Origin of the sequence: Lactobacillus johnsonii (genome assembly GCF_013487865.1) — a bacterium.
In the GTDB taxonomy this organism is placed as follows: domain Bacteria; phylum Bacillota; class Bacilli; order Lactobacillales; family Lactobacillaceae; genus Lactobacillus; species Lactobacillus johnsonii_A.
In genome coordinates this window covers 1,406,564-1,429,260 of record NZ_CP047409.1, presented here as the reverse complement: position 1 = coordinate 1,429,260, position 22,697 = coordinate 1,406,564, and the positions used below count along the sequence as shown (strand labels likewise).

The window sequence follows — 22,697 nt, the reverse complement described above, 5'->3', positions numbered from 1 at the left end:
ATTAAAGATAGAGACTTCGAGGTGATAATAAGTGGAAGTACACAGAATAAGTGAAAATACCATTCGTGTAACAATGGACGCAGATGAACTTAAAGAACGCGGAATAACAATGCTCGACTTGTTAGGAAACAAAAGTCAAATTCAACATTTCTTCTATCAAATTTTAAGTGAAGTCGACACAGATCATACTTTTGCTAAAGGAGATCCCGTTACTTTTCAGGTGATGCCAAGTAGTTCGGGATTAGAATTACTTATTTCAAAAGTACCTGATGGTAATGATGATAGTAGTAACAATCCGAATGATCAATTACGAGATCTTTTAAAGGGACTAGGAGCTGGCGAAGATGACAATCAACGCAAAACTGAAATTAATGATGATCGGGAAAAATTAGTCAGTGATAATCGTCGCGTCTTTAAGCTGGATAGTATTGATTTAGTTGCAGCCTTAGCGGATGCTTTAAAGGTTGAAGGATTAGCCTCCAGTTTATATACCTATCATCATGAATACTATCTAGATTTAGCCTATTTAGATGATAATTATGTAGAATTGAAACCCGAAGATACTTGGGTAATTGCTAATGAATATGGAAATGGAATGACTGAAAAGCAATTCCAAAGAATAAAGAAAAATGCTAAGTGCTTAATTGGCCAAGATGCATTAGGGAATATAAGAGAATATTTCGATTAAAAAAGGGAGATGAAAAAAATCATCTCTCTTTTTGCGTATATAATATTGGGCGATAAAATGTACGCGGCTATTTTAAATAAAAAATTAGTCTTAGCAATTAACGAAGCAGAACAAGTTAACAAAGGATTTAAGAAGTTGAATCAAGATTATTATACTTGTCCATCTTGTAGGAAACGAATGATTTTGATTTTATCTGAAGAAAAACTACCATTTTTTAAACATTTCTATCAAGTAAAAGGAACAGGAGAAAAGGAAGAACATTATCAATCAAAGCAACTTTTATGTACTGCACTAAAAGCAAATGGAGTTAATTCAGAAGTTGAAGTTCCTTTATTCGACCAACAATTGAGAGCTGATGTATTAGTAGAAAATAAATTAGCTTTTGAAGTGCAATGCGCACCTTTAAGTGAAACAGAATTTAATCATCGACATAATTTATACGAAAAACTATCCATAAAAGATATTTGGATTGTGGGGCAAAGGCATTATTTAAAAAATAAACTTAATCGTTCAAAAGAAATATTTTTAAGGTATAGCCCAAAATGGCAATGGTATTATTTAGAAATTAATCCATTTAGTTGTGTAATTACACTGAAATTTAATATTTTAAAGGCTGCACTTAGTTCAGAAATAAGCTATGAGATAAAACATTTTTCTTTAGATGAGAAGGGAATTGCAAATTTATTTACTTTTGTTCCAGCTAATCGACGAAAGATAAAGTATACTTCTATTCAAGATCAAAAAATATATTTACAGAAACAAATTACCCAGAAAAGCAAACTAGGGTTAGAAATTGCTTCTTTGTTATACCAATTACACTCTTCAATAGAGGATATACCTGATGAGTTATTTTTAGAATTGAGAGGGCCTAAGGAAAAGAGTCCAATAATAACTTATCTACAAAAAAAGCTAGACGATTCAAAAAATCATCTAGCCTAATTGAATTATAACAAGCGTAAACTATTATCACTACTAGTCTGTTTATCCTCAACGATTGCAGACTCAATTTCTTCACGATTTGCACAGCCTTCGATCATCATACCAGAATCTCCTCGGTCATCATCGTAGTTAAAAATGATGGTCGTAGGAGTAGTGACAACATTTAAGTCGTCAGCGAGTTTTAAATCTTTATCCATTGATAGCTTTATGTAGTTTGATTCTCGATTCTTTTTGAAGTTTTTTATTGAAACATCTAAAGAATTTAGAATCTCATCAACGAGCTCTGGAGAATAAGTTTTATTCATATCATTAATCGCATGCTGCAAATTAATGATATATTGTCTAGCTTTTTTATTGCCGACAATTAATTTTAGGGTGTGGTAATCTTTAGTGGCGTTGTAAGCACTTTGACTAAAAGTGTTGAAAACTTCGACGTTATTTGAAGAAAGATGTCTAGCTTTGATATCGTTACGAATTGTGTTCATCGTAGTCATGGGAATAAAGTGGTAAGAAATATTTTGATTGTAACCACTGACTGCAGCGATTATTTCCTGCTCATTTTGATAACAGTTAATCCCAATTGGATTAACAAAGAAAAATATTTCAAACATTTTGTTATTTCCTCCATCCAAGTTCATGAATACTGTATCAGAAAATGAATGAAATGGAAAAAAATTTGTTTTATTTTTTATGTTCCCAAGCACGTTGTACTTTACTTTGATTAGTATTTTCTTTATTAATTGTAAAATTAAATTGCTTTTCTAATTGAGAAAGTACCTTTTTAATAGTATCAGGATCGTCATTTTCAATTTCTAATTCAAAGTCATAGTATCCATCTGGAAATTCTGTTAAATCTAAAGTCAACTCACAGTTTTCTGGACCGTTAGCTAGTATTCTTCGAGTTTGACTCCAGGAAATTAATTTCAAAGAGTGAATTGCTTCATTGGAATAATGCTTTTGGAGGTAATCACCAACATCCCCTCCAAATAAAAAGAAGGTACCCTCATATGAACTTTGAGTCATTTGTTCTGCTTGGGTTACAGATAGTAAATCATTAATTTCAACTCGTTCACTATATTTATTTTCCTTAGGATTAGTTTCTTTAACTTTAATAGTTTGCTCTGCATGATCAACAAGAATTCTGATTCTTAAGCTAGCATCACTATTTTTTAAATCAGAGTCTGGTGTATCGAAATAATAATTCTTTTGAATAAAATCAGATTTTGCGGTAAAAGCTGCACGCATTTTCTCATAGGTTTCTTTATCTAGTAGGGTTTTTGATTCAATTTCTAAATTTTTACTCATAATTTTATCCTTTCACTAGTTAATGTTATCCCTCTATATGGTAGAATAATTTTGTTTGAAACGGAAAGGATTTATACATGAAAGATTGGGATTTATTTTTATGGCCTTATCAACAGGCTGTTTCTGAATTAAAAGTTAAATTTCGATCACTTAGACAAAGTTTTTTAAACAAGGGTGAGCATTCGCCGATTGAATTCGTGGTCGGACGTGTTAAAACAGTTGATTCAATTAAAGAGAAAATGACACGGCGTGTTATTGCCCCTGAGGTCATTGAAAATGATATGCAAGATATTGCTGGTATTAGAATTATGTGTCAATTTGTCGATGATATTTATCGAGTAGTTGATCTAATTCATGAACGGCAAGATATGCAGGTAGTTGAGGAAAGAGACTATATTCAAAATGCTAAACCATCAGGATATCGATCCTATCACATGGTAATTGAATATTCAGTTTTTTTACCTGATGGACCAAAAAAAATAATTGCTGAAATTCAAATTCGTACCTTAGCAATGAATTTCTGGGCAACAGTAGAACATACACTAAATTATAAATATCAGGGAAAATACCCGGAAGATATTTCTAAGCGACTTAAGACAACAGCTGAAGCTGCTTATAAGTTAGATGAAGAAATGTCATCAATTAAAGATGAAGTGCAGGAAGCACAGAGAATTTTTACTAAATCTAAAGGAAAAGAGCAATAATGAAAGTCGCACTCGTTTATAATAATAAAGTTGGAACCTTAGCAGTAGTTAAAGCATTGGAAAAATTACTAAATGCTAGAAAAATTGAAATTGATCCTGAAAATCCTGACGTGGTAATTACTATCGGAGGAGATGGAACATTAATTTCAGGATTTCATAAATACCAAGATCTAGTTGATAAAATTAGATTCATTGGTGTTCATACTGGACACTTAGGTTTTTATACTGACTGGCGTAATTTTGAAATTAACAAAATGGTAGATAATTTGACTAAGAAGCAACCATCTTCAGCTTCCTATCCACTCTTGGAATTGATCATTACTACTGGAGCAGGTGAAAAGAAAAAGTTGCTTGCATTAAATGAGGCAACTATTAAACGAGTTTCTAAGACTTTAAAGGCCGATGTTTACATCAGAGACCAGTTTTTTGAAAGTTTTAAGGGAGACGGACTATGTGTTTCAACACCTACTGGCTCTACTGCCTATAGTAAGTCATTAGGCGGTGCTGTTATTCATCCACGTTTAAAAGCTTTACAAATGACTGAAATAGCTTCAATTAATAATCGTGTGTTTAGAACGCTCTCATCTCCAATTGTAATTGCACCCGATGAATGGATCACGATCAAGCCAGAAACAGGTAGTGATGATCACTATGTAGTTACATTTGATGGGTATGAATTTAATCATAAGCATATTAAGAAAATTGAATACCGTATTTCTCAACATGTTATTCGCTTTGATAAGTATCAACATACTCATTTTTGGAATCGTGTAGAAGATGCCTTTATCGGCCAACCTAAAGATAAACAATAATGCAATATTTTAAATTAAAATTTGAAAATAAAACACCTCAGAAACTGGGGCGTTTTTTATTAAAAAATGGTTTTTCTAAACGGGCTTTGACTAATAGCCAGCATCATGGTGGGATGCTTCTAGTAAATCATCACCGCCGGTATACTAGCTACTTGCTACATGCTGGGGATGAGGTGATTTTTATTTTAGGAGAAGAAAAAGAAAATAAATGGTTAAAGCCCTCGTCTAAGAAGCTAAATATCGTTTTTGAACAAAAAGATTATTTAGTTATTAATAAAGAAGCCGGAGTATTATCAATTCCATCGCGCTATGAAGATAGTGATTCAGTAGTAAATCGCCTATTGCACTATTTTCAACAACAAAAACAAACTGAGCTTAAACCACATGTGATTACAAGACTTGATCGAGATACATCTGGATTAGTTTTGGTAGGAAAAAACGCAGTTGCCCATGCACGTTTTAGTAAGATAGAAAAGAATGACTTCATTAAGAGATATCATGCAATTGTGCATGGAAATTTTGAAGAAACACAAAGACAAGGAACTATTGATGCTCCAATTGGCAAACTAGATACAGGAGTTAAGCGCGGAGTAGTAAACAACGGACAAAGATCAGTTACAAAATATCGGGTTTTAGATCAAGTTAGAGGTGCTAGTTTAGTAGAATTACAGCTTTTGACCGGACGAACTCATCAAATTAGGGTGCACATGCAATATTTAGGACATCCTCTGTTTGGTGATCCGTTGTATGGAATTGAAGATAATTTTAAGCGACAAGCTTTAAATTGCTTTTATCTTGAATTTGATGACCCCTTTTCAGAAAAAAAACAAAAAATTGAAATATCAGATCCGACTGATATGGAAACACTATGGAAGAACTTGATAAGTAATAAATTATAAATATAACAGCTAAATTTATTGACTATTGTAACCGCTTTACATAGAATTGTATATAAGAAGTGTTAATACTATTCGAATATAGAAAAGAGGATCACTTGTATGTACTATTCAAAAGGAAACTATGAAGCTTTTGCGGATACGAAAAAGCCGGCGGATGTAGACAAGAAGTCGGCTTACATAATTGGTAGTGGCTTAGCGGGCCTTTCAGCAGCATTCTTTTTGGTTCGAGATGCTAAGATGTCTGGTGATAAAATTCATATTTTAGAAGAATTGGATGTTGCGGGCGGCTCTCTAGATGGGACTAACCGGCCTAATGCTGGTTTTGTAGTTCGAGGTGGTAGAGAAATGGAAGACCACTTTGAATGTATGTGGGATATGTATCGATCAGTTCCCTCATTGCGGATACCAGGTGCTTCTTACTTAGATGAATATTACTGGCTTGATAAAGAAGATCCTAACTCCTCGAATTGTCGATTGATTCATAAGCGTGGCAATGAATTACCAACAGATGGACTGTATCAATTGGGTTCGCATGCTAGTGAAATTGTTAAGTTAGTTTTAACACCAGAATCTGAAATTCAAGGAAAAACAATTGAAGAATGGTTTTCACCTGAATTTTTTGAAACTAATTTTTGGACTTATTGGTCAACAATGTTTGCCTTTGAAAAATGGCATTCTCTTGCAGAGATGAGGCGCTATTGTATGCGTTTCATTCATCATATTGATGGATTACCTGACTTTACTGCCTTGAAGTTTAACAAGTATGATCAATATGATTCTATGGTAAAACCATTACTTAAATACTTAAAAGACCATGGCGTTAAGTTTGAATATGGTGTTCAAGTAGAAAATGTATTAGTTGACCATGAAGAAAATGAAAAAGTTGCTAAAAAGATTGTGATGAAGAAGAACGGTAAGCAAGAAGATATTGACTTAACTGAAAATGACATTGTCTTTGTAACTAATGGCTCAATTACTGAAAGTTCTACTTACGGCAACCAAACTACTCCTGCGCCAATTACTCATGCTAAGGGTGGATCTTGGAAGTTATGGGAAAACCTAGCTAAACAAGATCCTGCGTTTGGTCATCCTGACGTCTTTAGTGAAAACTTACCTGAAAAATCATGGTTTGTTTCTGCAACTACAACATTAAAGAATAAAAAAGTAGCTCCTTACTTTGAAAGATTGACTAAACGTAGTTTGTATGATGGAAAGGTAAATACTGGTGGAATTATTACGGTTACAGATTCAAATTGGGGTCTAAGTTTTACTATTCACCGTCAACCTCATTTTCCAACTCAAAAGCCGAATGAAATTGTAGTCTGGATCTATGCTTTGTATTCAGATACTGAGGGGAATTATATTAAGAAAAAGGTGGTCGACTGTACTGGACAAGAAATTGCTGAAGAAATGCTTTATCATTTGGGTGTACCAGAAAGTGAAATTAAAGAATTGTCTTCAGAAGAAAATATGAACACCGTTCCGGTATATATGCCTTATATTACTAGTTACTTCATGCCTCGTCATGATGGGGACCGGCCAGCTGTTGTACCAGAAGGATCAAAAAATTTAGCATTTATTGGTAACTTTGCTGAAAGTCCTACTAGAGATACAGTGTTTACTACAGAATATTCAGTTAGAACAGCTATGGAATCTGTTTATACACTACTTAATGTAGATCGAGGAGTTCCAGAAGTTTGGAGTTCTGTTTATGATATTCGAGAACTACTTCGTGCTATGTATTACATGTCTGATAAAAAGAAATTAGCAGATCAAGAGATGCCATTACCAGAAAAGTTAGCTGTAAAAGCTGGTATGAAGAAGATTAAGGGAACATGGATTGAAGAATTGCTTGAAGAAGCAAATTTAATTTAAAGATGTAACAATTTATTTAAATGAGAATTAAAAAAGATTATGGTTTGTTGTTTTAAACCATAATCTTTTATTTTGTCTTCTGTGTTGCTTGCTTGAACATAGAGACTAAAGTTTTTCTAAGCAAAGGATCATGAGCATAAAGATAAGTTCCTTTGATTCCACGCTTAAATAAAACATTTAGAGAATTAAGAACCATTTCTTCTTCAAGGGTTTTGATTTCATGAGGATCAGATAGATCTTTTCTCTTTTTAAACATTTCTATATCAGTTATTTTGTCCAAATTAACACGGATTTTGTTTTTACCTGGGATTTGGCTGATGGGCGGTCCGATAATAATACCAGCATAGTTTAAATCAAATCCCTGACAAGTATATATTGAACCTACCTCGTCAATTGTTTTTGGTATTTCAGCCCAAGGGGTAGCAGTGTAATTATACTGGTCCCATGGCATTTTGAATTTTCCTTCTTGGATGTAATGTTTGCCTCCATCTAAGGTCGAAGGATAGCCGGATGTAGAAAGAACTCGACTTAACCCTACTTCACAGTTACGCTTAACGATTTCCTTTCGCATTTTCTCGGCATCATCAAAAATACGAAAGTCATAGTTGCTATTAGCATTAGTAGGGATAGGATCAATGATTTTATGTTTAGTAAATGAATTGAACCAACTAAGTAATTCAGAAGAAGCAGTCATCCTAAATTGATGTTTTAAATGATATTTTTGATGAGGATAGGGATCGATAATTTTTTCTAGGCGATCTTTAGTCCAAAGAGTTTTCATTTTTAGTACTTGATATGGATCAAATACTAAAATCACTACCTTGCTTCTTTTAATAATTTCAGTTAACTGATTATCATGATAAAAATTATTGTAATGATCTGGCTTAGAAAGAAGTAAGTGGGCCTCATCGATTATCACAATATCAGCCTGTTCATTTTTTTTATCTAATTGATTAATAAAAGTAGTTGGTCTTTGAAAATTTTTCTTTAAGAGGTTAGGTAAAGTTCCAGCAATTTGACGATAAACTTTCAAAATCTCTGGATGATTAACAAGAAAATAATTGTTAGTTTGATAAATACTACTAGTTTTATCATGACGTAATTTTTGTATTTGGTAAAACAGGGAAGAAAGAACAACGCTTTTTCCTGTACCAGCCTCGCCATAGATGGTGAAAACAGCGGGAAAGTTCCGATTAATGTGTTGTTTAGTAAAAGAAATAATTTGAGTAATTAGATTTTGTTGTTCTATTGTTAATTTCGTGAAAGGTGAAAGTTTATCAGCTGCATTATTTTGCATATTGTATATCCTTTTTCCAATAAATAAAGAAAAGCCATGAATATTCATGGCTTAATTTATAGAATGAGTTTAATCTTCTTCAAATAATACGCGTGTAGCTTCAGGAACAGAAATGTCTTTTTGAATTGGAGTTAGATTACCGGTTTCAGAGTTTCGACGGTAAAGAGTTGCGTTATTAGTATTTTGATTAGCTACAACTAGGTACTTTTCTGCTTTATCCCAGTTAAAATCACGTGGGAAGGAACCAAAGACAGAAATTCTTTGGGCTAATTCTAGTTTTCCATCATCTAAAACTTTAAAGACAGCAATTGAATCATGACCACGATTAGAAATATAAATAAATTTTCCATCTTTAGAAATTCGAATTGCAGCAGCTCCATTATGATCAGTAAAATCATCCGGGATAGTCTTATATGTTGCTATATCCTCAAATTCCCAAGTGTTTTCATTTAAACGGGCAACATTAACCTGACTAGATAATTCACCAACAATGTACATGGTTTTACCATCTGGTGAAAAGGTAAGGTGCCGAGTACCAAAGCCTTTTTCCATTTGATAGCGTGCTAGGTGTTTTAATCTGTTATCGTCTAACTTATAAAAATCAACAGCGTCGATTCCTAAATCACATGAAACTAAATTACCAGCAGGAGTTTCATCGAAGAAATGTGGGTGGGCCTGATCTTGTTCTACTCTTGGTCCATGACCCTCATGCTTGTCGTTAGTAATGAAGGTTAATTTTCCATTTTTGTCGTAAGAAAACACATTAATAGTTGCTAAGTGATAGTTTGCAGTGAAAACTAAATGCTTTTGTGGATCAACACTGATGTAGCAAGGAGCTGCTCCTTTGTGAAAATAGGTATCTAATTTTTCAGCTTCACCATTTTTAATTCTATAGGTAGCAATACCGCTTTGGTCGTCTTTTTGGATGATAGTAAACAATAAATCACCAACTAATTGGAAATACGTTGGTCTTTCAACTTCAACAATATTTTTAATATTAATTAGTTTAATATCAGTTCCATCATTTTCAACATTAGCGGTATAAATACCCTTTGAGTCATGGCTCGTATAGCCACCAAACCAAACTTTCATAATTTTTATGTTAGCCTCCTGATAAAACTTTCCATAACATATTTATTTTCTACCTTTTAATAAGAATAGGCAATCGTAATTAAGTGTTATTGGATAAATAAGTTGATATGGTAAAATTTAATAAAGAGGTTGATAAAAATGAAATGGAATTCTACAATTACTGCTATTGGTTCGGAAGCATTGGATCCAGCAGATAACATCGTAATTTTATTTGATAATAAGGCTACCGATAAGTTGCGGGATGTTGCTGTATTGCAAGAGTTCGATTCAGCAACACCAGTAGAAAAATTTGTCTTTAAAAAAGACGATTCTATCACAATTGATGGCACTACCTATTTAGCTCTATATGTTGGACCAATGGTTCAAATGAATATGCAAGCTATTGGTCATGCTACTTTAGTATTTACTGATGAAGTTCCGAAAAAGCCAATGACTAATGCTATATATTTAGAAAAAGATTCTAAAGAAAAATTGCCAGAATTTAAGGTAGGCGACTGGATTACCTATGAACATAGATAAGAGGGAAAGCTATGGATGTAAAAAAACATCATCAGAAGAGTAATTTTTTTGTTAAGTGGTTTTTGAACAACCGTTTTAGCATAGCCTTACTTAATATTTTATTGTTCTTCTTGATCATTTTGGTATTTAACCAAATTTCTTTTGTGTTAAATCCTTTTTGGACATTTTTTAATGCAATTTTTCCACCAATTTTAGTTGCATCAATCCAATACTATTTAATGGATCCAGTAGTTGATTGGATGGAGAAAAAATTAAAAGTTCCCCGAATAATTACGATCATTCTACTGTTTGTTATCGTTGTAGGAGGATTGATTTGGATCATTAATACTTTGATCCCTATTATTCAGCATCAAACTGATTCCCTAGTAAAGAATTGGCCAACTTATTGGAAAGATGCACAAAAAGGTTTCGAAAAGATGATTCGCGATCCACGCTTAAATGGAGTTCGCGGAGGAATTAATCGAGCTATTTCTGATGCACAAACTAAAATGTTTAAAACAGGTCAGGATAGCTTCAATTTAGCCTTGAGTAACTTGTCATCTGCTGTTAACGTAATTACAATGATTTTTATGACCTTATTAACAGCACCATTTGTTTTATTCTTTATGTTAAAAAATGGTCATCGTTTGAATCCTTATGTGACTAAGATTGCTCCTAAAAAACTACAACCTAGTTTTTCAAGCTTACTTAGTGATATTAACGGAGCAGTTGCTTCCTATATTCGAGGTCAAATTACTGTTGCCTTCTGGGTTGGAGTAATGTTTGCAATAGGTTATTCATTAATTGGATTAAATTATGGAATTACATTAGCAGTTTTAGCTGGAATTTTGAATATGATCCCATATTTTGGTACATTTATTGCCTTTATTCCTGCAATTATTTTAGGATTAATCAGCTCTCCAATGATGTTGATCAAAGTCTTAATAGTTTTTGCTATAGAGCAAACACTTGAAGGACGCGTTATTTCACCACTAGTAATGGGAAATAAGATGAATATGAATCCTGTTACAACTATTTTGCTATTAATTGGTGCAAGCGCAGTAGCTGGTTTATGGGGAGTTATTTTTGCCATCCCTGTCTATGCTGTAATCAAAATAATTGTAACCAGACTATTCAATTATTATCGTAAGATTTCAAATCTTTATGATGATGAGTCAATCGAAGATAGTGATACTCAAGGAAGTAAAGAGTAGAATTGAAGATAGAATTAAGCGTGGTACTTGCCATATTACAGGTGCTGCGTTTTTTTACAAGAGGAGTTTTTTATGACAAATCACGTTGTACTTTATGAACCATTGATGCCAGCAAATACGGGAAATATTGCTCGTACTTGTGCAGGTACTAATACAGTGTTAGATTTAATCGAACCGCTTGGCTTTCAAATTGATAATAAAAAAATGAAGCGTGCTGGATTAGATTATTGGGATAAAGTTGATATTAGAATGCATGATGATTTAGAAGCTTTTTTAAATACACTTGGTCCAAATGATGAAATGTACTTAATTTCAAAGTTTTCTTCAAAAAATTATGCTCAAGTAGACTATACGGATCCCGATAAAGATTATTATTTTGTTTTTGGTAAAGAAACAACAGGCTTGCCAGAAACTTTTATGAGAGAATATTATGATAGGAATCTTAGAATTCCTATGTCTGATAATATTCGTTGTTATAATTTATCAAATTCAGTTGCTATGGTTCTTTTAGAGGCTTTAAGACAGCAAGGTTTTCCAAATATGGAAAAGAGCCACCATTATGAAAATGATAAGTTAAAGGATAATTACAATCGTCCTGAACGTTATGAAAGAAATTTAGGAGAGAATTAAAATGGATTTTAAAAATATGACTCCAATCGTAGTTCGTTCTTTTCACTATGATTTAAATGATGAACAAAAGGTGAAAAATGAAGTTAATGTTTCATTGAGACAAGTCTACCAAGATTTAGAAGATGGCAGTCAAGATGAAGGTAAGAATGGCAAATATTTCGAAATTGCCGTTCCTTTTGAAGTATCACCTGCTCCAGGTGACTTTACAGTTAGTGGAGTAATTACTAGAGTGGTTCAATTTGTTGACTATTTTGGGGATGGTTCAGATTTAGAACCGTCAGATTATCAACTACTTTCTAGACCTTTAGTTGAAGAAATTGAGACTTTGACTTATGAAATTACTCAATTAACTTTAGACCACCCGGTTAACCTTAGTTTTAAGTCAAACTTTAACGAGTTAAACAAGGACAATCAAAAAGATAAAGATGACAAATAAAAAGATTGAGAAGGTATCTTGATGGCTAAAAAGCGAAAACGCAGGGCAACAAAAAAGAAAAAAACAACTACTAAAAAGAAAAAGCAAAGTATGGACTGGGTCATTACAGGAATAGTACTTGTTTTAGTAGCAGTTTTAAGTTGCGTTCATTTCGGTTTATTTAGTCAACAACTAATTAATTTAATTCGATTTTTTGTTGGTGATAGCCACTATTTAGCTAGTATTATTCTTGGTTTGTTTGGCTTAGTGATGGTTATTTATAATCAACCCCCGCATTTTAGTTTGAAGCGTGGGAGTGGGTTAGGCGTATTTTACTTGGGCTTACTTCTTTGGGAAAGTTCTCGCGTTTTTAATCAAATGATGATTCATCAAGGATTTGTAAATGCTTTTTTGACATCAATTGGTGAAGAATTTTCCCGGGCGCAGATTACAACTAAGGTTGGTGGCGGCTTTATTGGAAGCATGTTTTATCAACTTGTTTTTCCAATTTTGGGAACCGTAGGATCTGAAGTAATATCTTTGTTGATGATGCTAATCGGTATTTTAATGATCTGTAACGTAAAATTTGCTACCTTGCTGTCCGGTTTTCAAAAAGGTTCACAATTAGTAATTGAAAAAAATAAAGATGCTGGGGAAGCTTTAAAAAGTAAATACAGCGATTTAGTTGAAAAGCATGAGCAAAATAAGCAAGAAAAATTAAATAATCGAGAAAAACTAACTGATCCTTTAGATAATCATGATGATACTTTCCCAAGTATGTCTGATTTTAATAGTGAACCTGCGGCTTCTAATAAAGTTGAGGAAGAAAGCAGTCCAAAAGTTGAGCCTCCAATTGAAGTTTCCCAAGAAAGCACTCCGATAGCAACAGAAGTTGAAGATACTTCTACAGATGATTTGCCAGCTTTACATTCTTATGCTGAAGAAGATCAAAAGATGAAACAAGAACTTCAAACTGTTGATCATGGAGATTTAGAGACAAAACAAAGTAGTCAGCCAAAGAATCCCAACTATAAAAAGCCGCCAATTAATTTATTGTCACCTATAAAAAATGTAGATCAGAGTCAAGACAAGGCTTTAATTCAAAAAAATACAGAAGTTTTAGAGTCAACTTTTAAGAGCTTTGGCGTGCATGTTATCGTAAAAAAAGCTGTATTAGGTCCAACGGTTACTCGCTATGAAGTCCAGCCAGCAGTTGGAGTGAAAGTAAGTAAAATAGTCAACTTAGCGGATGATCTTGCTTTGGCTTTAGCTGCAAAAGATATCCGTATTGAAGCTCCAATTCCAGGTAAACCATTAATTGGTATTGAAGTGCCGAATCGAACTACTTCTGCCGTTTCATTTAAAGATGTTATGGTTCATCAAGATGCAAAATCAAAAGAGGTTTCGCTTGATGTGCCGTTAGGCAAAGATGTTGAAGGAAAAGTAATTTCAGCAGATTTACGTAAGATGCCACACTTGTTAATCGCGGGATCTACTGGATCCGGTAAGTCTGTTGCAATTAACACAATTATTACTAGTGTTTTGATGAAGGCTTACCCTGAGGATGTAAAGTTAGTACTAATTGATCCAAAAATGGTTGAACTTTCTGTATATAATGGAATTCCCCATTTACTAATCCCTGTTGTTACAGATGCTAAATTAGCAACGAATGCCTTGCGTAAAACTGTTAAAGAAATGGAAAGACGCTACCAGCTTTTTGCTGCTGGAGGCGTTCGAAATATTACTGAGTACAATCAAAAAGTAGTTGAAAATAATGCTGATAAAAATAATTCAGCAATGGAAAAGCTACCTTATATTGTAGTGATTGTTGATGAGTTAAGTGATTTAATGATGGTTGCCGGGCATGATGTGGAAGATGCAATTGTTCGTTTGGCTCAGATGGCGCGAGCAGCAGGAATTCACATGATTTTAGCGACTCAAAGACCTAGTGTTGATGTCATCACCGGGTTAATTAAGGCAAATGTTCCTTCAAGAATCTCTTTTGCTGTTTCTAGTGGAGTAGATTCGCGAACTATTTTGGATCAAGTTGGTGCGGAAAAACTTCTGGGACGTGGAGACATGCTCTTCTTGCCAATTGGTGCTGCTAAACCTGAACGAGTTCAGGGAGCATATATCTCTGTAACTGAGGTAGAAAAAATAGTATCCTGGGTAAAGGAACAACAAGAGGCCGTATATAACGAAGATATGATTCCTTCGAAAAATGATTCTGAGGGTCAAGCTGAGAATGAAGATGAGCCTGAAGATGAATTTTATGATCAGGCAGTAGCCTTAGTGAGAAAGCAACAATCAGCTAGTGTTTCTATGCTTCAACGTAGATTTAGAATTGGATATAATCGAGCTGCAAGAATTGTAGACGAAATGGAAGCTAAAGGAATTGTCGGACCATCCGAAGGATCAAAACCTAGACAAGTACTTATTCCACCAGAAAAGGACGATGACCAGTAATTATGACAAATATTAGAATTGACCATAATTTAAAATTTAAAACAGCCACGTTGGGCTGTTTTTTACGTTTACCTTTAGATAAAAAAACACTGGCATTAGCAAATATCTTAGCTTGCATGCAGAGCAATGCCACTAAAGAATTTCCGGGTATAAACTTACAGGCAAAAACTTTTTCTAACCTTTATAATACGAGTTTGCAAGTTTTTCCTGAAGTATTTGGAAATCAAATCGTAGTTTTTTATACTATAAATTTCGTTGAACCACGTGAAATCTTAGATCCGGACTATAATTATAAAGTAATAATGGATGCCTTCTTTAAGGTGGTAAAAGAGCCTCTTTTTGATGGTCAATTATTAGAATTAGCAAAAAGGCAACTCGAACAAGAAAGAAAACAATATTATGAGTTGCCGGCGAATGTTTCTTTAAGCGGATTTTTTAATACCTGGTATCGAAATATGCCTAGTTACCAAGATAGTGTTTTTGGGGATGAAAAGACACTCAAAAACGCTAGTTTAGAAGAAATTAAGTCATTTTTTAATACGTTGAAAAATGCTCCAGCTTTTTGTTTAGGACAAGCACAAGATCCCGATAGCTTAACTGACTTAGTTCAAACACAACTTGATTGGCCTGGCTATTTTGATGATTTTGTAGTTTCTACATTGTCTCTTCCTGCAGAAGAAAATCCAATTGAAAGAGAGATACAATTTAAGAGTGAACAAGCACAGCTTTTAATTGGGTATGGGTATGATCAATCTCTTCCAATATATTTAAAACAATTTGGTGGATTATTTTTAGGAGAATATCTTGCTGGGGATGAGTCGTCTAAGCTCTTTACTGAAGTTAGAAAAAAACTAGGAGCAGCATATGCAATTGATGCGACTAATTATCTCAATAATTCTCTATTTTTAATTAGTACAGGAATTTCTAAAGATAAAATAGCAGCTGCTTCTAAAGCAATTAAAATGGGTGTAAAAGCAGTACAAGATGGAAAAGTGAATGAAGGAATTTTCTCTAAGGCTAAATCTGCCTTAAAGCGTAACTACCAAATTAGTACTGATCGGCAAGATTTGATTTTGATTCAGATGCTAGCCAATGCTCTAAGAGGGCGTGACTATACTTTTGTACAGAGAATTGCTGATGTTGATCGCTTTAAGATAGATAAATTAATTGAATTCAGCCAAAAATTATACTTTAACGAAAGCTATTGTTTAAAATGAAAAAATTAGATGTAACAACTAGAGATTACAAGTCTGGATTTCGTGCAAAAGTAATTAGGAGACCACTTTTTGCACAAAAGTTTATGGGAATAATCGTAGATTTTGGTGGCAGTGATCCTCAAAAATTATGTGGTGGAGCACATTTTTTAGAGCATAAATTATTTACTAAAAAAGATGGTGACATTTCGCAACGTTTTGAAGAACTTGGAGCTTCGACGAATGCGTTTACTACCTATAATGAAACAATGTTTTATGCGAGCTTTACTGAACATTGGCGTCAGGTTTTACCATTAATTTTTGAATTAGTCGGAACAACGCATTTCACCAAAAGCAATGTTGCTAAAGAATCAAAAATTATTGCTCAAGAATTAGCGATGTATCAAGACGACCCCAATTGGCAAGTAAATTATGAATTAATGCAAATGATGTTTCCGAAAACAAGTTTGGCAGAAGATTTAACCGGTACAAAATCTAGTTTGAAAAAAATGACGCCAGAAATTTTACAAGAAATTTATGACAATAACTATGTTAGTTGCCGGATGGAATTTGTTGCTTGTGGTGGATTCAGCGAAAACCAAACTAAAGAAATTTTACGTGAGGTAGGGAAACTTGAGAGTAAATATTTAATTTCTAAAAAAGTTGCACCTAAAAAATTATCCATTGTAAATTCTCAAAAAGAGCATAATAAAATTATTGCATCCGATTTAATTACGTCTAGGGTCGGTATAGGAATAAAACTACCTGACTTTAAAAAAGTAGGTTTGAGGAATAGCACAGCACAAAGTATTTTTGAAATGATGCTTCAAGCAAAGCTAGGAGTAACTAGTCCTTGGTTTGAAAAGATGCAAAAACAAGGTATTCTAAATTCACCAATGGAGCTGCAGGTCTCATATACTACTGCGGGTAATTTTGCTACAATTATTGGCGCTTCTAGTAAGCCAGATTTGTTTTTAAAGAATATTAAGAGCCAACTTTTGGAAGTTCCTGTTACGGAAGAGTCCTTTGTATTTCAAAAAAAGGAAGCATTGGCACAGACTATTAGAGAATTTGATGATCTTAGTACAATTGCTATTGAAGAAGCAGAATATGGACTTGAAAATGACAATTTTAATTCGGCAGCTCAAGCAATTCAATCTTTAAGTTTTAATGAATTTTATACAGCTGTTGAAAATATATTGGATAAAAGTGATATATTTACTACAACTTTAAAAGGTAAAGAGGAAGCTAACTAAATGAAGCGTGCAATAATTTTCGGAGCAACTGGTGGAATAGGAAGAGCTATTGCAGAAAATATGGCTGAAAATGGCTGGTCTTTATATATTCATTACAATCATAACCAACAAGAAGCCGGTAAAATGGTACAGGAATTCATTGAAAACTATCCAGACCAAGAATTTTTTTCATTAAAATTAAATTTTTTGGCTGAAGATGATGTAATTAAAAAAATAATATCAAATCTCTTACCAATAAGTGCTGTAATTTTTACACAAGGAATCACTAATTATCAATTTCTTGGAAGTCAAGAATTAGATGAAATTGAGAAGATTATCCAAATTAACTTATTAGCTCCGATAAAGATAACTTCCCTTTTAGAATCCCAGCTTTTAAAGCAGGCACATGGCCGAATAATATTTATTGGATCTGTGTATGGAGGACAAGCAAGTGCGCTAGAGAGTGTGTATAGTGCCAGTAAAGGTGGATTATCAAGCTTTGTACAAGGGTATGCACGTGAGGTAGCATCGGCTAATTTAACTGTAAATGTGATTGCTCCTGGAGCAGTTGATACACCAATGAATGCAATTTTTGATGCTGAAACTTTAAATGAAGTTAAAAATGAAATTCCTGCAGGAAGATTGGCAGATCCGAAGGATATATCTTTTTGGGTAGAAAATTTGCTTGATGAACGTTCAGACTATTTAACTGGACAAACTATTTATGTCGATGGTGGCTGGCTTGTTTAATGGTCGATTAGTTTGGTATACTCATATTTGAATTATTGCAAAAAGTTGAGAGGATATTATGGCAGATATTGGAGATAAATTACGCAGTGCTCGTAAGGCAAAGGGCATGTCAATTGAAGATGTAGAAAAAATAACTAAGATTCAGCGTCGATATCTTACAGCAATTGAAAATGATGATTTTGATCAATTACCGGGAGATTTTTACGTTAGAGCCTTTATTAGGCAATTTGCTGATGTTGTTGGTCTTAACGGCAAGGAATTATTAGCAGATTATAAATCTGAAGTACCTGAAGCAAAACCAGAAGAATATGTTGAAAATTCAATCGACAATAAGAGCGAAAGAATTAAAGAGACAACTAATAGTCGTAAGGGACTATGGCGTAACTATTTACCTCAAATTGCAACAGTAGTTGGTGTTGTTCTAGTAATTCTAGTAGTTTATATTGTTTACACTCGCTTCTTTACTGGAACCAATCAACAGTCAGCAAATCAAGCTGAGAATGTAATCGTTTCTTCTCATATCAAATCTTCAAAATCTAAAGCTTCATCAAAGAAGAAATCAACTCCAAAAACTACAACCTCAGAAGTTAAAATTTCTAGTTTAGGTAATAATAGTTACCGTGTTAGTGGATTGAAGAGTGACCGAACTTTAACTTTAGGAACCACTAAGAATGATGTTTGGGCACAAATTTTAGTAAATGGTTCTTCTGTTTGGCAAGGAACTTTGAAAGCTAATGAGAAGCACTCAGTTCAATTACCAGAAAATGTAAACAATGTTTCTGTACAAATGGGGAATAGTGTATCAACTACTTTGACTTTAGCCGGTAAGAAGGTAAATGCACATAATGCAACTAATCCAGCTTCACCAATGACAATTAGATTTACATTTGCTGGACAGAGTAATCAAAGTAGCCAAAGTAGTAGTACTCGTCAAAGTAGTGCAACTACTCAAAGTTCAACTAATAATGTAAATAATCAAACACAACAAAACCAACAAAATCAAAATACACAAAATGGCCAAACTACTCAAAACAATACGCAAAATACGCAGAACACACAAGGTCAAACTAATACTACCCAAAATAATGGAGGTCAAAGTAACCGTTAATGAATTTACCAAATAAATTAACTATGTTTAGAATTTTCATGATTCCAGTTTTTATGCTAGTCTTAATCTTTAATTGGCCAGCAGGTAGTGCAACTTTCTTAGGAGCACATATTTATTGGTCTCATGTGTTAGCAGCTGTAATTTTTGCAGTGGCATCAATAACTGATTTTTTGGATGGACATATTGCTCGTTCAAGAAACTTAGTTACCAACTTCGGAAAATTTGCTGATCCATTAGCAGATAAAATGCTAACGATGACAGCTTTTGTATTTTTAATTTCATTAAATTTAGCGCCTGCATGGGTAGTAGCTATTATTGTTTGTCGTGAATTAGCCGTCACTGGTTTACGTTTGATTTTGGCTGAAAATAAAGGCCAAGTTTTAGCAGCAAAAATGCCAGGTAAAATTAAAACTACGACTCAGATGCTCTCGATTATTTTCTTATTGCTTGGTGATGTGTACTATATTGGTACAATCTTATTGTACATTTGCTTAATCTTTACTATTTACTCTGGTTACGATTACTTTAAGCAAAGCGGCGATGTATTTAAAGGTGAAATTTAAGATTAAAAGAAGCAGAGATGCTTCTTTTTTTTGAAAAAAATTAATAAAAAATGCGTAATAAAAAATAGAGAAATATAATATTGAACGCTAGTTCGTATTTTTCTTGCTTTTAGGTAGTCAAACCAAGTATAATTATTATAAATGGAATAAGGAGGAAGAGATTTGGCTAAAGATGATAAAAAGAAGGCTTTAGACATTGCCTTAAAGAAGATTGAAAAAGACTTTGGAAAAGGCGCAGTGATGCGCATGGGTGAAAAAGTAGACACTCAAATTTCCACTATTCCTTCCGGTTCACTAGCTTTAGATGCAGCTCTTGGAGTTGGTGGCTATCCTCGTGGACGAATTATTGAAGTATATGGACCAGAAAGTTCTGGTAAAACAACTGTGGCTCTTCATGCTGTTGCAGAAGTTCAGAAGCGTGGAGGAACGGCAGCTTATATCGATGCGGAAAATGCGATGGATCCTGCTTATGCCGAAGCATTAGGTGTTGATATTGATTCCTTAATTTTATCTCAACCAAACACTGGTGAAGAAGGTCTGCAAATTGCAGATACGCTTATTGCGAGTGGTGCAATTGATATCTTAGTTGTAGATTCCGTGGCAGCCTTAGTGCCAAGAGCCGAAATTGACGGTGACATGGGAGATTCACATGTTGGTTTACAAGCCAGATTAATGAGTCAGGCTTTACGTAAACTCTCAGGAAATATCTCTAAAACTAAAACTATTGCTGTTTTCATTAACCAAATTCGTGAAAAAGTTGGGGTTATGTTTGGAAATCCAGAAACTACTCCTGGTGGACGTGCTTTGAAGTTTTACTCTACGATTAGATTAGAAGTACGTAGAGCAGAACAAATTAAACAAGGATCAGACGTAATTGGTAACCGAGTTAAATTAAAGGTTGTAAAAAATAAAGTTGCTCCTCCATTTAAAGTGGCAGAAGTCGATATCATGTATGGGAAAGGAATTTCTCAAACTGGTGAGTTAATTGATATGGCTGCTGATAAAGATATCATTAAGAAAGCTGGCTCGTGGTATTCATATGGGGATGATCGCATTGGACAAGGCCGCGAGAATGCTAAGCAATATCTAGAAGAGCATCCTGATGTTTACGAAGAAGTAAAAGAAAAAGTTCGTGAAGCTTATGGAATTGATGCTAAAGCAATTGAAGAACGAGAAAATCCTGAAAAGGTAAAACAGGACAAGGAAGTACCAGTAAACAAAGATGCTTCCGATGAAAAAAAATAATCGACAGATACAGTTAAACCTTGGCTTTTAGAGGCCAAGGTTTTTTGTATGATTGACATCACTTCCGGATACTTTTATTATTAATAATGTGTGAAATAATTCTATAAAAAAGGCGATAGTAAAAATATGGTAAATACAATTTTAGTTCCTGTTGCTGTCGCTATTGTTTCTGTCTTAGTTGGAGGTTGTGCTGGCTATAGTATCCGTAAAAATAAGTGGGAAACTCAAGCACAGAATGCAGCCCATGATGCAAAACACATCTTGGCAGATGCAGAAAGTAAAGCTAAAGCTGTAGAAGCTGATCTTGCTTCACAAAAAGAAGCAATGAAGAAAGCTGCAGCAGATGCAAAAAAAGAAAAAATTCTGGAAGCACAAGAAGAAATTCATCATTATCGCGAAAGAGTGGATAATGAACTTAATGAACGACGTCAAGAGGTTTCTAGACAAGAAAATCGCTTACTGCAACGTGAAGATGCTATTGATCATAAAGATAGTTTGTTGGATCAAAAAGATTCACAACTCACACAGAAAGAAAACCAAATTAAAAAATTGCAGGCTCAAGTTCTAGAAAAAGAAAATAGAGCCGATCAATTAGTGACCGAGCGAGAGAAAAAGCTCTATGAAGTTGCAGAGTTGAATCAAGAAGATGCTAAAAAGATCGTTTTAGATAAACTTTCAGACCAATTGGTTAAGGAAAGAGCAGAAATGATTGAAGAAAGTAATCAACTTGCTAAGGCAAAAGCAGATCATTTTGCTCGTAAAGTAATTGTTGATGCAATTCAAAGTAGTGCAGCCGATACGGTTTCTGAAAAAACTGTTTCAGTTGTTAATTTACCAAGTGATGATATGAAAGGTCGTATCATTGGCCGTGAGGGTAGAAATATCCGTTCATTTGAGGCTTTAACTGGTGTAGATGTAATCATTGATGATACTCCAGATGTAGTAGTCTTAAGTGGTTTTGACCCAATTAGACGTGAAATTGCAAAAAGAGCTTTAGAGCGTTTAATTAAAGATGGTCGAATTCATCCAGCGCGGATAGAAGAAATGGTTGATCGTGCTCGTAAAGAAGTAAATGATGATATTTACGAAGCTGGTGAAAGTGCCTTAATGGAACTTGGTATTCATAAGATGCATCCAGAATTGGTAAAGATTTTAGGACGCTTAAAGTATCGGACGTCTTATGGACAAAATGTTTTATCTCATTCCATTGAAGTAGGTAAGTTAACAGGTGTGATGGCTGCTGAACTTGGTTTAGACGAAAAAATAGCGGTACGCGCAGGATTATTACACGATATTGGGAAGTCCATTGATCATGAAATTGAGGGCTCTCATGTAGAAATTGGTGTTGAACTTGCACGAAAGTATCATGAACCAGATTTGGTTGTGAATGCAATTGCTGCTCACCATGATGATGTTCCTAAGTTATCATTTATTGCAGAATTAGTTGTAGCTGCTGATACAATTTCTTCAGCTCGACCAGGTGCTAGAAGCGAATCTCTAGAAAACTATATTCGTCGACTAGAACAACTAGAAACGATTGCAAAGGGACACATTGGTGTAAAACAGGCATATGCAATTCAAGCAGGCCGTGAGATAAGGGTAATGGTTGAGCCAGATAAGATCTCAGATGCTCGTACTACTATTCTTGCTCATGACATTAGAAATCAAATTGAACAAGATATGGAATATCCTGGTAACATCAAAGTTACTGTTATTCGAGAAAAACGTGCTGTTGCAATAGCTAAATAAAGACGAATCTTAAGATTCGT

General features: G+C 34.0%; 22 protein-coding genes. 18 read left to right on the top strand and 4 right to left on the bottom strand.

All coding sequences use genetic code 11. The features are described from left to right. The first annotated feature begins 31 nt into the window (after nucleotides 1-31). Together GTO82_RS06780 and GTO82_RS06775 are read left to right on the top strand one after the other, a co-directional pair. Complete coding sequence (locus tag GTO82_RS06780) at nucleotides 32-688, top strand: adaptor protein MecA (RefSeq protein WP_180872985.1); 657 nt, start codon at nucleotides 32-34, stop codon at nucleotides 686-688. A 57-nt stretch (nucleotides 689-745) separates the two neighbouring features. Further along, on the top strand, nucleotides 746-1,627 hold the full coding sequence (locus GTO82_RS06775; RefSeq protein ID WP_180874102.1) for a competence protein CoiA: 882 nt from the start codon (nucleotides 746-748) through the stop codon (nucleotides 1,625-1,627). Nucleotides 1,628-1,632: 5 nt separating this feature from the next. Here GTO82_RS06775 and GTO82_RS06770 read toward each other — a convergent pair whose 3' ends face one another. Then, the gene (locus GTO82_RS06770; protein WP_180872984.1) at nucleotides 1,633-2,238 is read right to left on the bottom strand and encodes a DsbA family protein; all 606 of its coding nucleotides are present in this window, start codon (nucleotides 2,236-2,238) and stop codon (nucleotides 1,633-1,635) included. 70 nt (nucleotides 2,239-2,308) lie between these two features. Further along, nucleotides 2,309-2,932 (bottom strand): CYTH domain-containing protein, encoded by a 624-nt coding sequence (locus GTO82_RS06765; RefSeq protein WP_180872983.1) that lies wholly within the window; start codon nucleotides 2,930-2,932, stop codon nucleotides 2,309-2,311. A 77-nt stretch (nucleotides 2,933-3,009) separates the two neighbouring features. On the opposite strand from GTO82_RS06765, the gene GTO82_RS06760 reads away from it, so the two are divergent. The 4 genes from GTO82_RS06760 to GTO82_RS06745 all read left to right on the top strand — a co-directional run bounded on the left by GTO82_RS06760 (nucleotide 3,010) and on the right by GTO82_RS06745 (nucleotide 7,222). Beyond that, nucleotides 3,010-3,636, top strand: coding sequence for a GTP pyrophosphokinase (locus GTO82_RS06760; protein ID WP_004897745.1), 627 nt, complete (start codon nucleotides 3,010-3,012; stop codon nucleotides 3,634-3,636). Beyond that, nucleotides 3,636-4,448: an NAD kinase gene (locus GTO82_RS06755; RefSeq protein ID WP_180872982.1), complete on the top strand. Its 813-nt coding sequence runs from the start codon at nucleotides 3,636-3,638 to the stop codon at nucleotides 4,446-4,448. The genes GTO82_RS06760 and GTO82_RS06755 overlap by 1 nt, the downstream gene beginning before the upstream one ends. Continuing rightward, a complete protein-coding gene (locus GTO82_RS06750) occupies nucleotides 4,448-5,347 on the top strand; it encodes an RluA family pseudouridine synthase (RefSeq protein WP_180872981.1) in 900 nt (299 codons plus the stop codon). The genes GTO82_RS06755 and GTO82_RS06750 overlap by 1 nt, the downstream gene beginning before the upstream one ends. Nucleotides 5,348-5,446: 99 nt before the next feature. After that, complete coding sequence (locus tag GTO82_RS06745; protein WP_180872980.1) at nucleotides 5,447-7,222, top strand: oleate hydratase; 1,776 nt, start codon at nucleotides 5,447-5,449, stop codon at nucleotides 7,220-7,222. A gap of 67 nt (nucleotides 7,223-7,289) precedes the next feature. Here the strand turns inward: GTO82_RS06745 and GTO82_RS06740 are convergent, their stop codons facing one another. Together GTO82_RS06740 and GTO82_RS06735 are read right to left on the bottom strand one after the other, a co-directional pair. Beyond that, nucleotides 7,290-8,519 carry a DUF2075 domain-containing protein gene (locus tag GTO82_RS06740; protein ID WP_061400720.1) on the bottom strand — a complete coding sequence of 410 codons (1,230 nt, stop codon included), beginning with the start codon at nucleotides 8,517-8,519 and terminating at the stop codon, nucleotides 7,290-7,292. A gap of 69 nt (nucleotides 8,520-8,588) precedes the next feature. Then, on the bottom strand, nucleotides 8,589-9,611 hold the full coding sequence (locus GTO82_RS06735) for a lactonase family protein (RefSeq protein WP_180872979.1): 1,023 nt from the start codon (nucleotides 9,609-9,611) through the stop codon (nucleotides 8,589-8,591). Nucleotides 9,612-9,749: 138 nt separating this feature from the next. On the opposite strand from GTO82_RS06735, the gene GTO82_RS06730 reads away from it, so the two are divergent. From GTO82_RS06730 to rny, 12 genes are all read left to right on the top strand, one after another. Then, nucleotides 9,750-10,130, top strand: coding sequence for a PTS glucitol/sorbitol transporter subunit IIA (locus GTO82_RS06730; protein WP_180872978.1), 381 nt, complete (start codon nucleotides 9,750-9,752; stop codon nucleotides 10,128-10,130). A gap of 11 nt (nucleotides 10,131-10,141) precedes the next feature. Beyond that, a complete protein-coding gene (locus GTO82_RS06725) occupies nucleotides 10,142-11,323 on the top strand; it encodes an AI-2E family transporter (RefSeq protein WP_180872977.1) in 1,182 nt (393 codons plus the stop codon). Nucleotides 11,324-11,395: 72 nt separating this feature from the next. Continuing rightward, a complete protein-coding gene (locus GTO82_RS06720) occupies nucleotides 11,396-11,953 on the top strand; it encodes a tRNA (cytidine(34)-2'-O)-methyltransferase (RefSeq protein ID WP_061400724.1) in 558 nt (185 codons plus the stop codon). 1 nt (nucleotide 11,954) lies between these two features. Then, nucleotides 11,955-12,389 carry a DUF1149 family protein gene (locus tag GTO82_RS06715; protein WP_180872976.1) on the top strand — a complete coding sequence of 145 codons (435 nt, stop codon included), beginning with the start codon at nucleotides 11,955-11,957 and terminating at the stop codon, nucleotides 12,387-12,389. 21 nt (nucleotides 12,390-12,410) lie between these two features. Further along, nucleotides 12,411-14,834 carry an FtsK/SpoIIIE family DNA translocase gene (locus GTO82_RS06710; RefSeq protein ID WP_180872975.1) on the top strand — a complete coding sequence of 808 codons (2,424 nt, stop codon included), beginning with the start codon at nucleotides 12,411-12,413 and terminating at the stop codon, nucleotides 14,832-14,834. A 2-nt stretch (nucleotides 14,835-14,836) separates the two neighbouring features. Next, nucleotides 14,837-16,051, top strand: coding sequence for a M16 family metallopeptidase (locus GTO82_RS06705; protein ID WP_011161756.1), 1,215 nt, complete (start codon nucleotides 14,837-14,839; stop codon nucleotides 16,049-16,051). Further along, nucleotides 16,048-17,283, top strand: a complete 1,236-nt coding sequence (locus GTO82_RS06700) for a M16 family metallopeptidase (RefSeq protein ID WP_004897733.1) — start codon at nucleotides 16,048-16,050, stop codon at nucleotides 17,281-17,283. The genes GTO82_RS06705 and GTO82_RS06700 overlap by 4 nt, the downstream gene beginning before the upstream one ends. Next, a complete protein-coding gene (gene ymfI, locus GTO82_RS06695; protein WP_011161757.1) occupies nucleotides 17,284-18,012 on the top strand; it encodes an elongation factor P 5-aminopentanone reductase in 729 nt (242 codons plus the stop codon). 58 nt (nucleotides 18,013-18,070) lie between these two features. Continuing rightward, nucleotides 18,071-19,120, top strand: a complete 1,050-nt coding sequence (locus GTO82_RS06690; RefSeq protein ID WP_180872974.1) for a helix-turn-helix domain-containing protein — start codon at nucleotides 18,071-18,073, stop codon at nucleotides 19,118-19,120. After that, nucleotides 19,120-19,683 carry a CDP-diacylglycerol--glycerol-3-phosphate 3-phosphatidyltransferase gene (gene pgsA, locus GTO82_RS06685; protein ID WP_011161759.1) on the top strand — a complete coding sequence of 188 codons (564 nt, stop codon included), beginning with the start codon at nucleotides 19,120-19,122 and terminating at the stop codon, nucleotides 19,681-19,683. The genes GTO82_RS06690 and pgsA overlap by 1 nt, the downstream gene beginning before the upstream one ends. Nucleotides 19,684-19,845: 162 nt before the next feature. Then, entirely contained in the window at nucleotides 19,846-20,928 is a 1,083-nt protein-coding gene (gene recA / locus GTO82_RS06680; RefSeq protein ID WP_004897730.1) for a recombinase RecA, read from the top strand. A 126-nt stretch (nucleotides 20,929-21,054) separates the two neighbouring features. Then, nucleotides 21,055-22,677, top strand: a complete 1,623-nt coding sequence (rny, locus tag GTO82_RS06675; RefSeq protein WP_004897729.1) for a ribonuclease Y — start codon at nucleotides 21,055-21,057, stop codon at nucleotides 22,675-22,677. The last annotated feature ends 20 nt before the right edge of the window (nucleotides 22,678-22,697 follow it).

Bases quoted from the DNA above. Each gene is read 5' to 3' on its own strand.
- GTO82_RS06700 (WP_004897733.1), top strand. From the start codon at position 16,048: ATGAAAAAATTAGATGTAACAACTAGAGATTACAAGTCTGGATTTCGT.
- GTO82_RS06705 (WP_011161756.1), top strand. From the start codon at position 14,837: ATGACAAATATTAGAATTGACCATAATTTAAAATTTAAAACAGCCACG.
- GTO82_RS06755 (WP_180872982.1), top strand. From the start codon at position 3,636: ATGAAAGTCGCACTCGTTTATAATAATAAAGTTGGAACCTTAGCAGTA.
- GTO82_RS06750 (WP_180872981.1), top strand. From the start codon at position 4,448: ATGCAATATTTTAAATTAAAATTTGAAAATAAAACACCTCAGAAACTG.
- GTO82_RS06735 (WP_180872979.1), bottom strand. From the start codon at position 9,611: ATGAAAGTTTGGTTTGGTGGCTATACGAGCCATGACTCAAAGGGTATT.
- ymfI (WP_011161757.1), top strand. From the start codon at position 17,284: ATGAAGCGTGCAATAATTTTCGGAGCAACTGGTGGAATAGGAAGAGCT.
- GTO82_RS06765 (WP_180872983.1), bottom strand. From the start codon at position 2,932: ATGAGTAAAAATTTAGAAATTGAATCAAAAACCCTACTAGATAAAGAA.
- GTO82_RS06710 (WP_180872975.1), top strand. From the start codon at position 12,411: ATGGCTAAAAAGCGAAAACGCAGGGCAACAAAAAAGAAAAAAACAACT.
- GTO82_RS06740 (WP_061400720.1), bottom strand. From the start codon at position 8,519: ATGCAAAATAATGCAGCTGATAAACTTTCACCTTTCACGAAATTAACA.
- GTO82_RS06730 (WP_180872978.1), top strand. From the start codon at position 9,750: ATGAAATGGAATTCTACAATTACTGCTATTGGTTCGGAAGCATTGGAT.
- rny (WP_004897729.1), top strand. From the start codon at position 21,055: ATGGTAAATACAATTTTAGTTCCTGTTGCTGTCGCTATTGTTTCTGTC.
- GTO82_RS06725 (WP_180872977.1), top strand. From the start codon at position 10,142: ATGGATGTAAAAAAACATCATCAGAAGAGTAATTTTTTTGTTAAGTGG.
- GTO82_RS06690 (WP_180872974.1), top strand. From the start codon at position 18,071: ATGGCAGATATTGGAGATAAATTACGCAGTGCTCGTAAGGCAAAGGGC.
- GTO82_RS06720 (WP_061400724.1), top strand. From the start codon at position 11,396: ATGACAAATCACGTTGTACTTTATGAACCATTGATGCCAGCAAATACG.
- GTO82_RS06760 (WP_004897745.1), top strand. From the start codon at position 3,010: ATGAAAGATTGGGATTTATTTTTATGGCCTTATCAACAGGCTGTTTCT.
- GTO82_RS06745 (WP_180872980.1), top strand. From the start codon at position 5,447: ATGTACTATTCAAAAGGAAACTATGAAGCTTTTGCGGATACGAAAAAG.
- GTO82_RS06775 (WP_180874102.1), top strand. From the start codon at position 746: ATGTACGCGGCTATTTTAAATAAAAAATTAGTCTTAGCAATTAACGAA.
- pgsA (WP_011161759.1), top strand. From the start codon at position 19,120: ATGAATTTACCAAATAAATTAACTATGTTTAGAATTTTCATGATTCCA.
- GTO82_RS06715 (WP_180872976.1), top strand. From the start codon at position 11,955: ATGGATTTTAAAAATATGACTCCAATCGTAGTTCGTTCTTTTCACTAT.
- GTO82_RS06770 (WP_180872984.1), bottom strand. From the start codon at position 2,238: ATGTTTGAAATATTTTTCTTTGTTAATCCAATTGGGATTAACTGTTAT.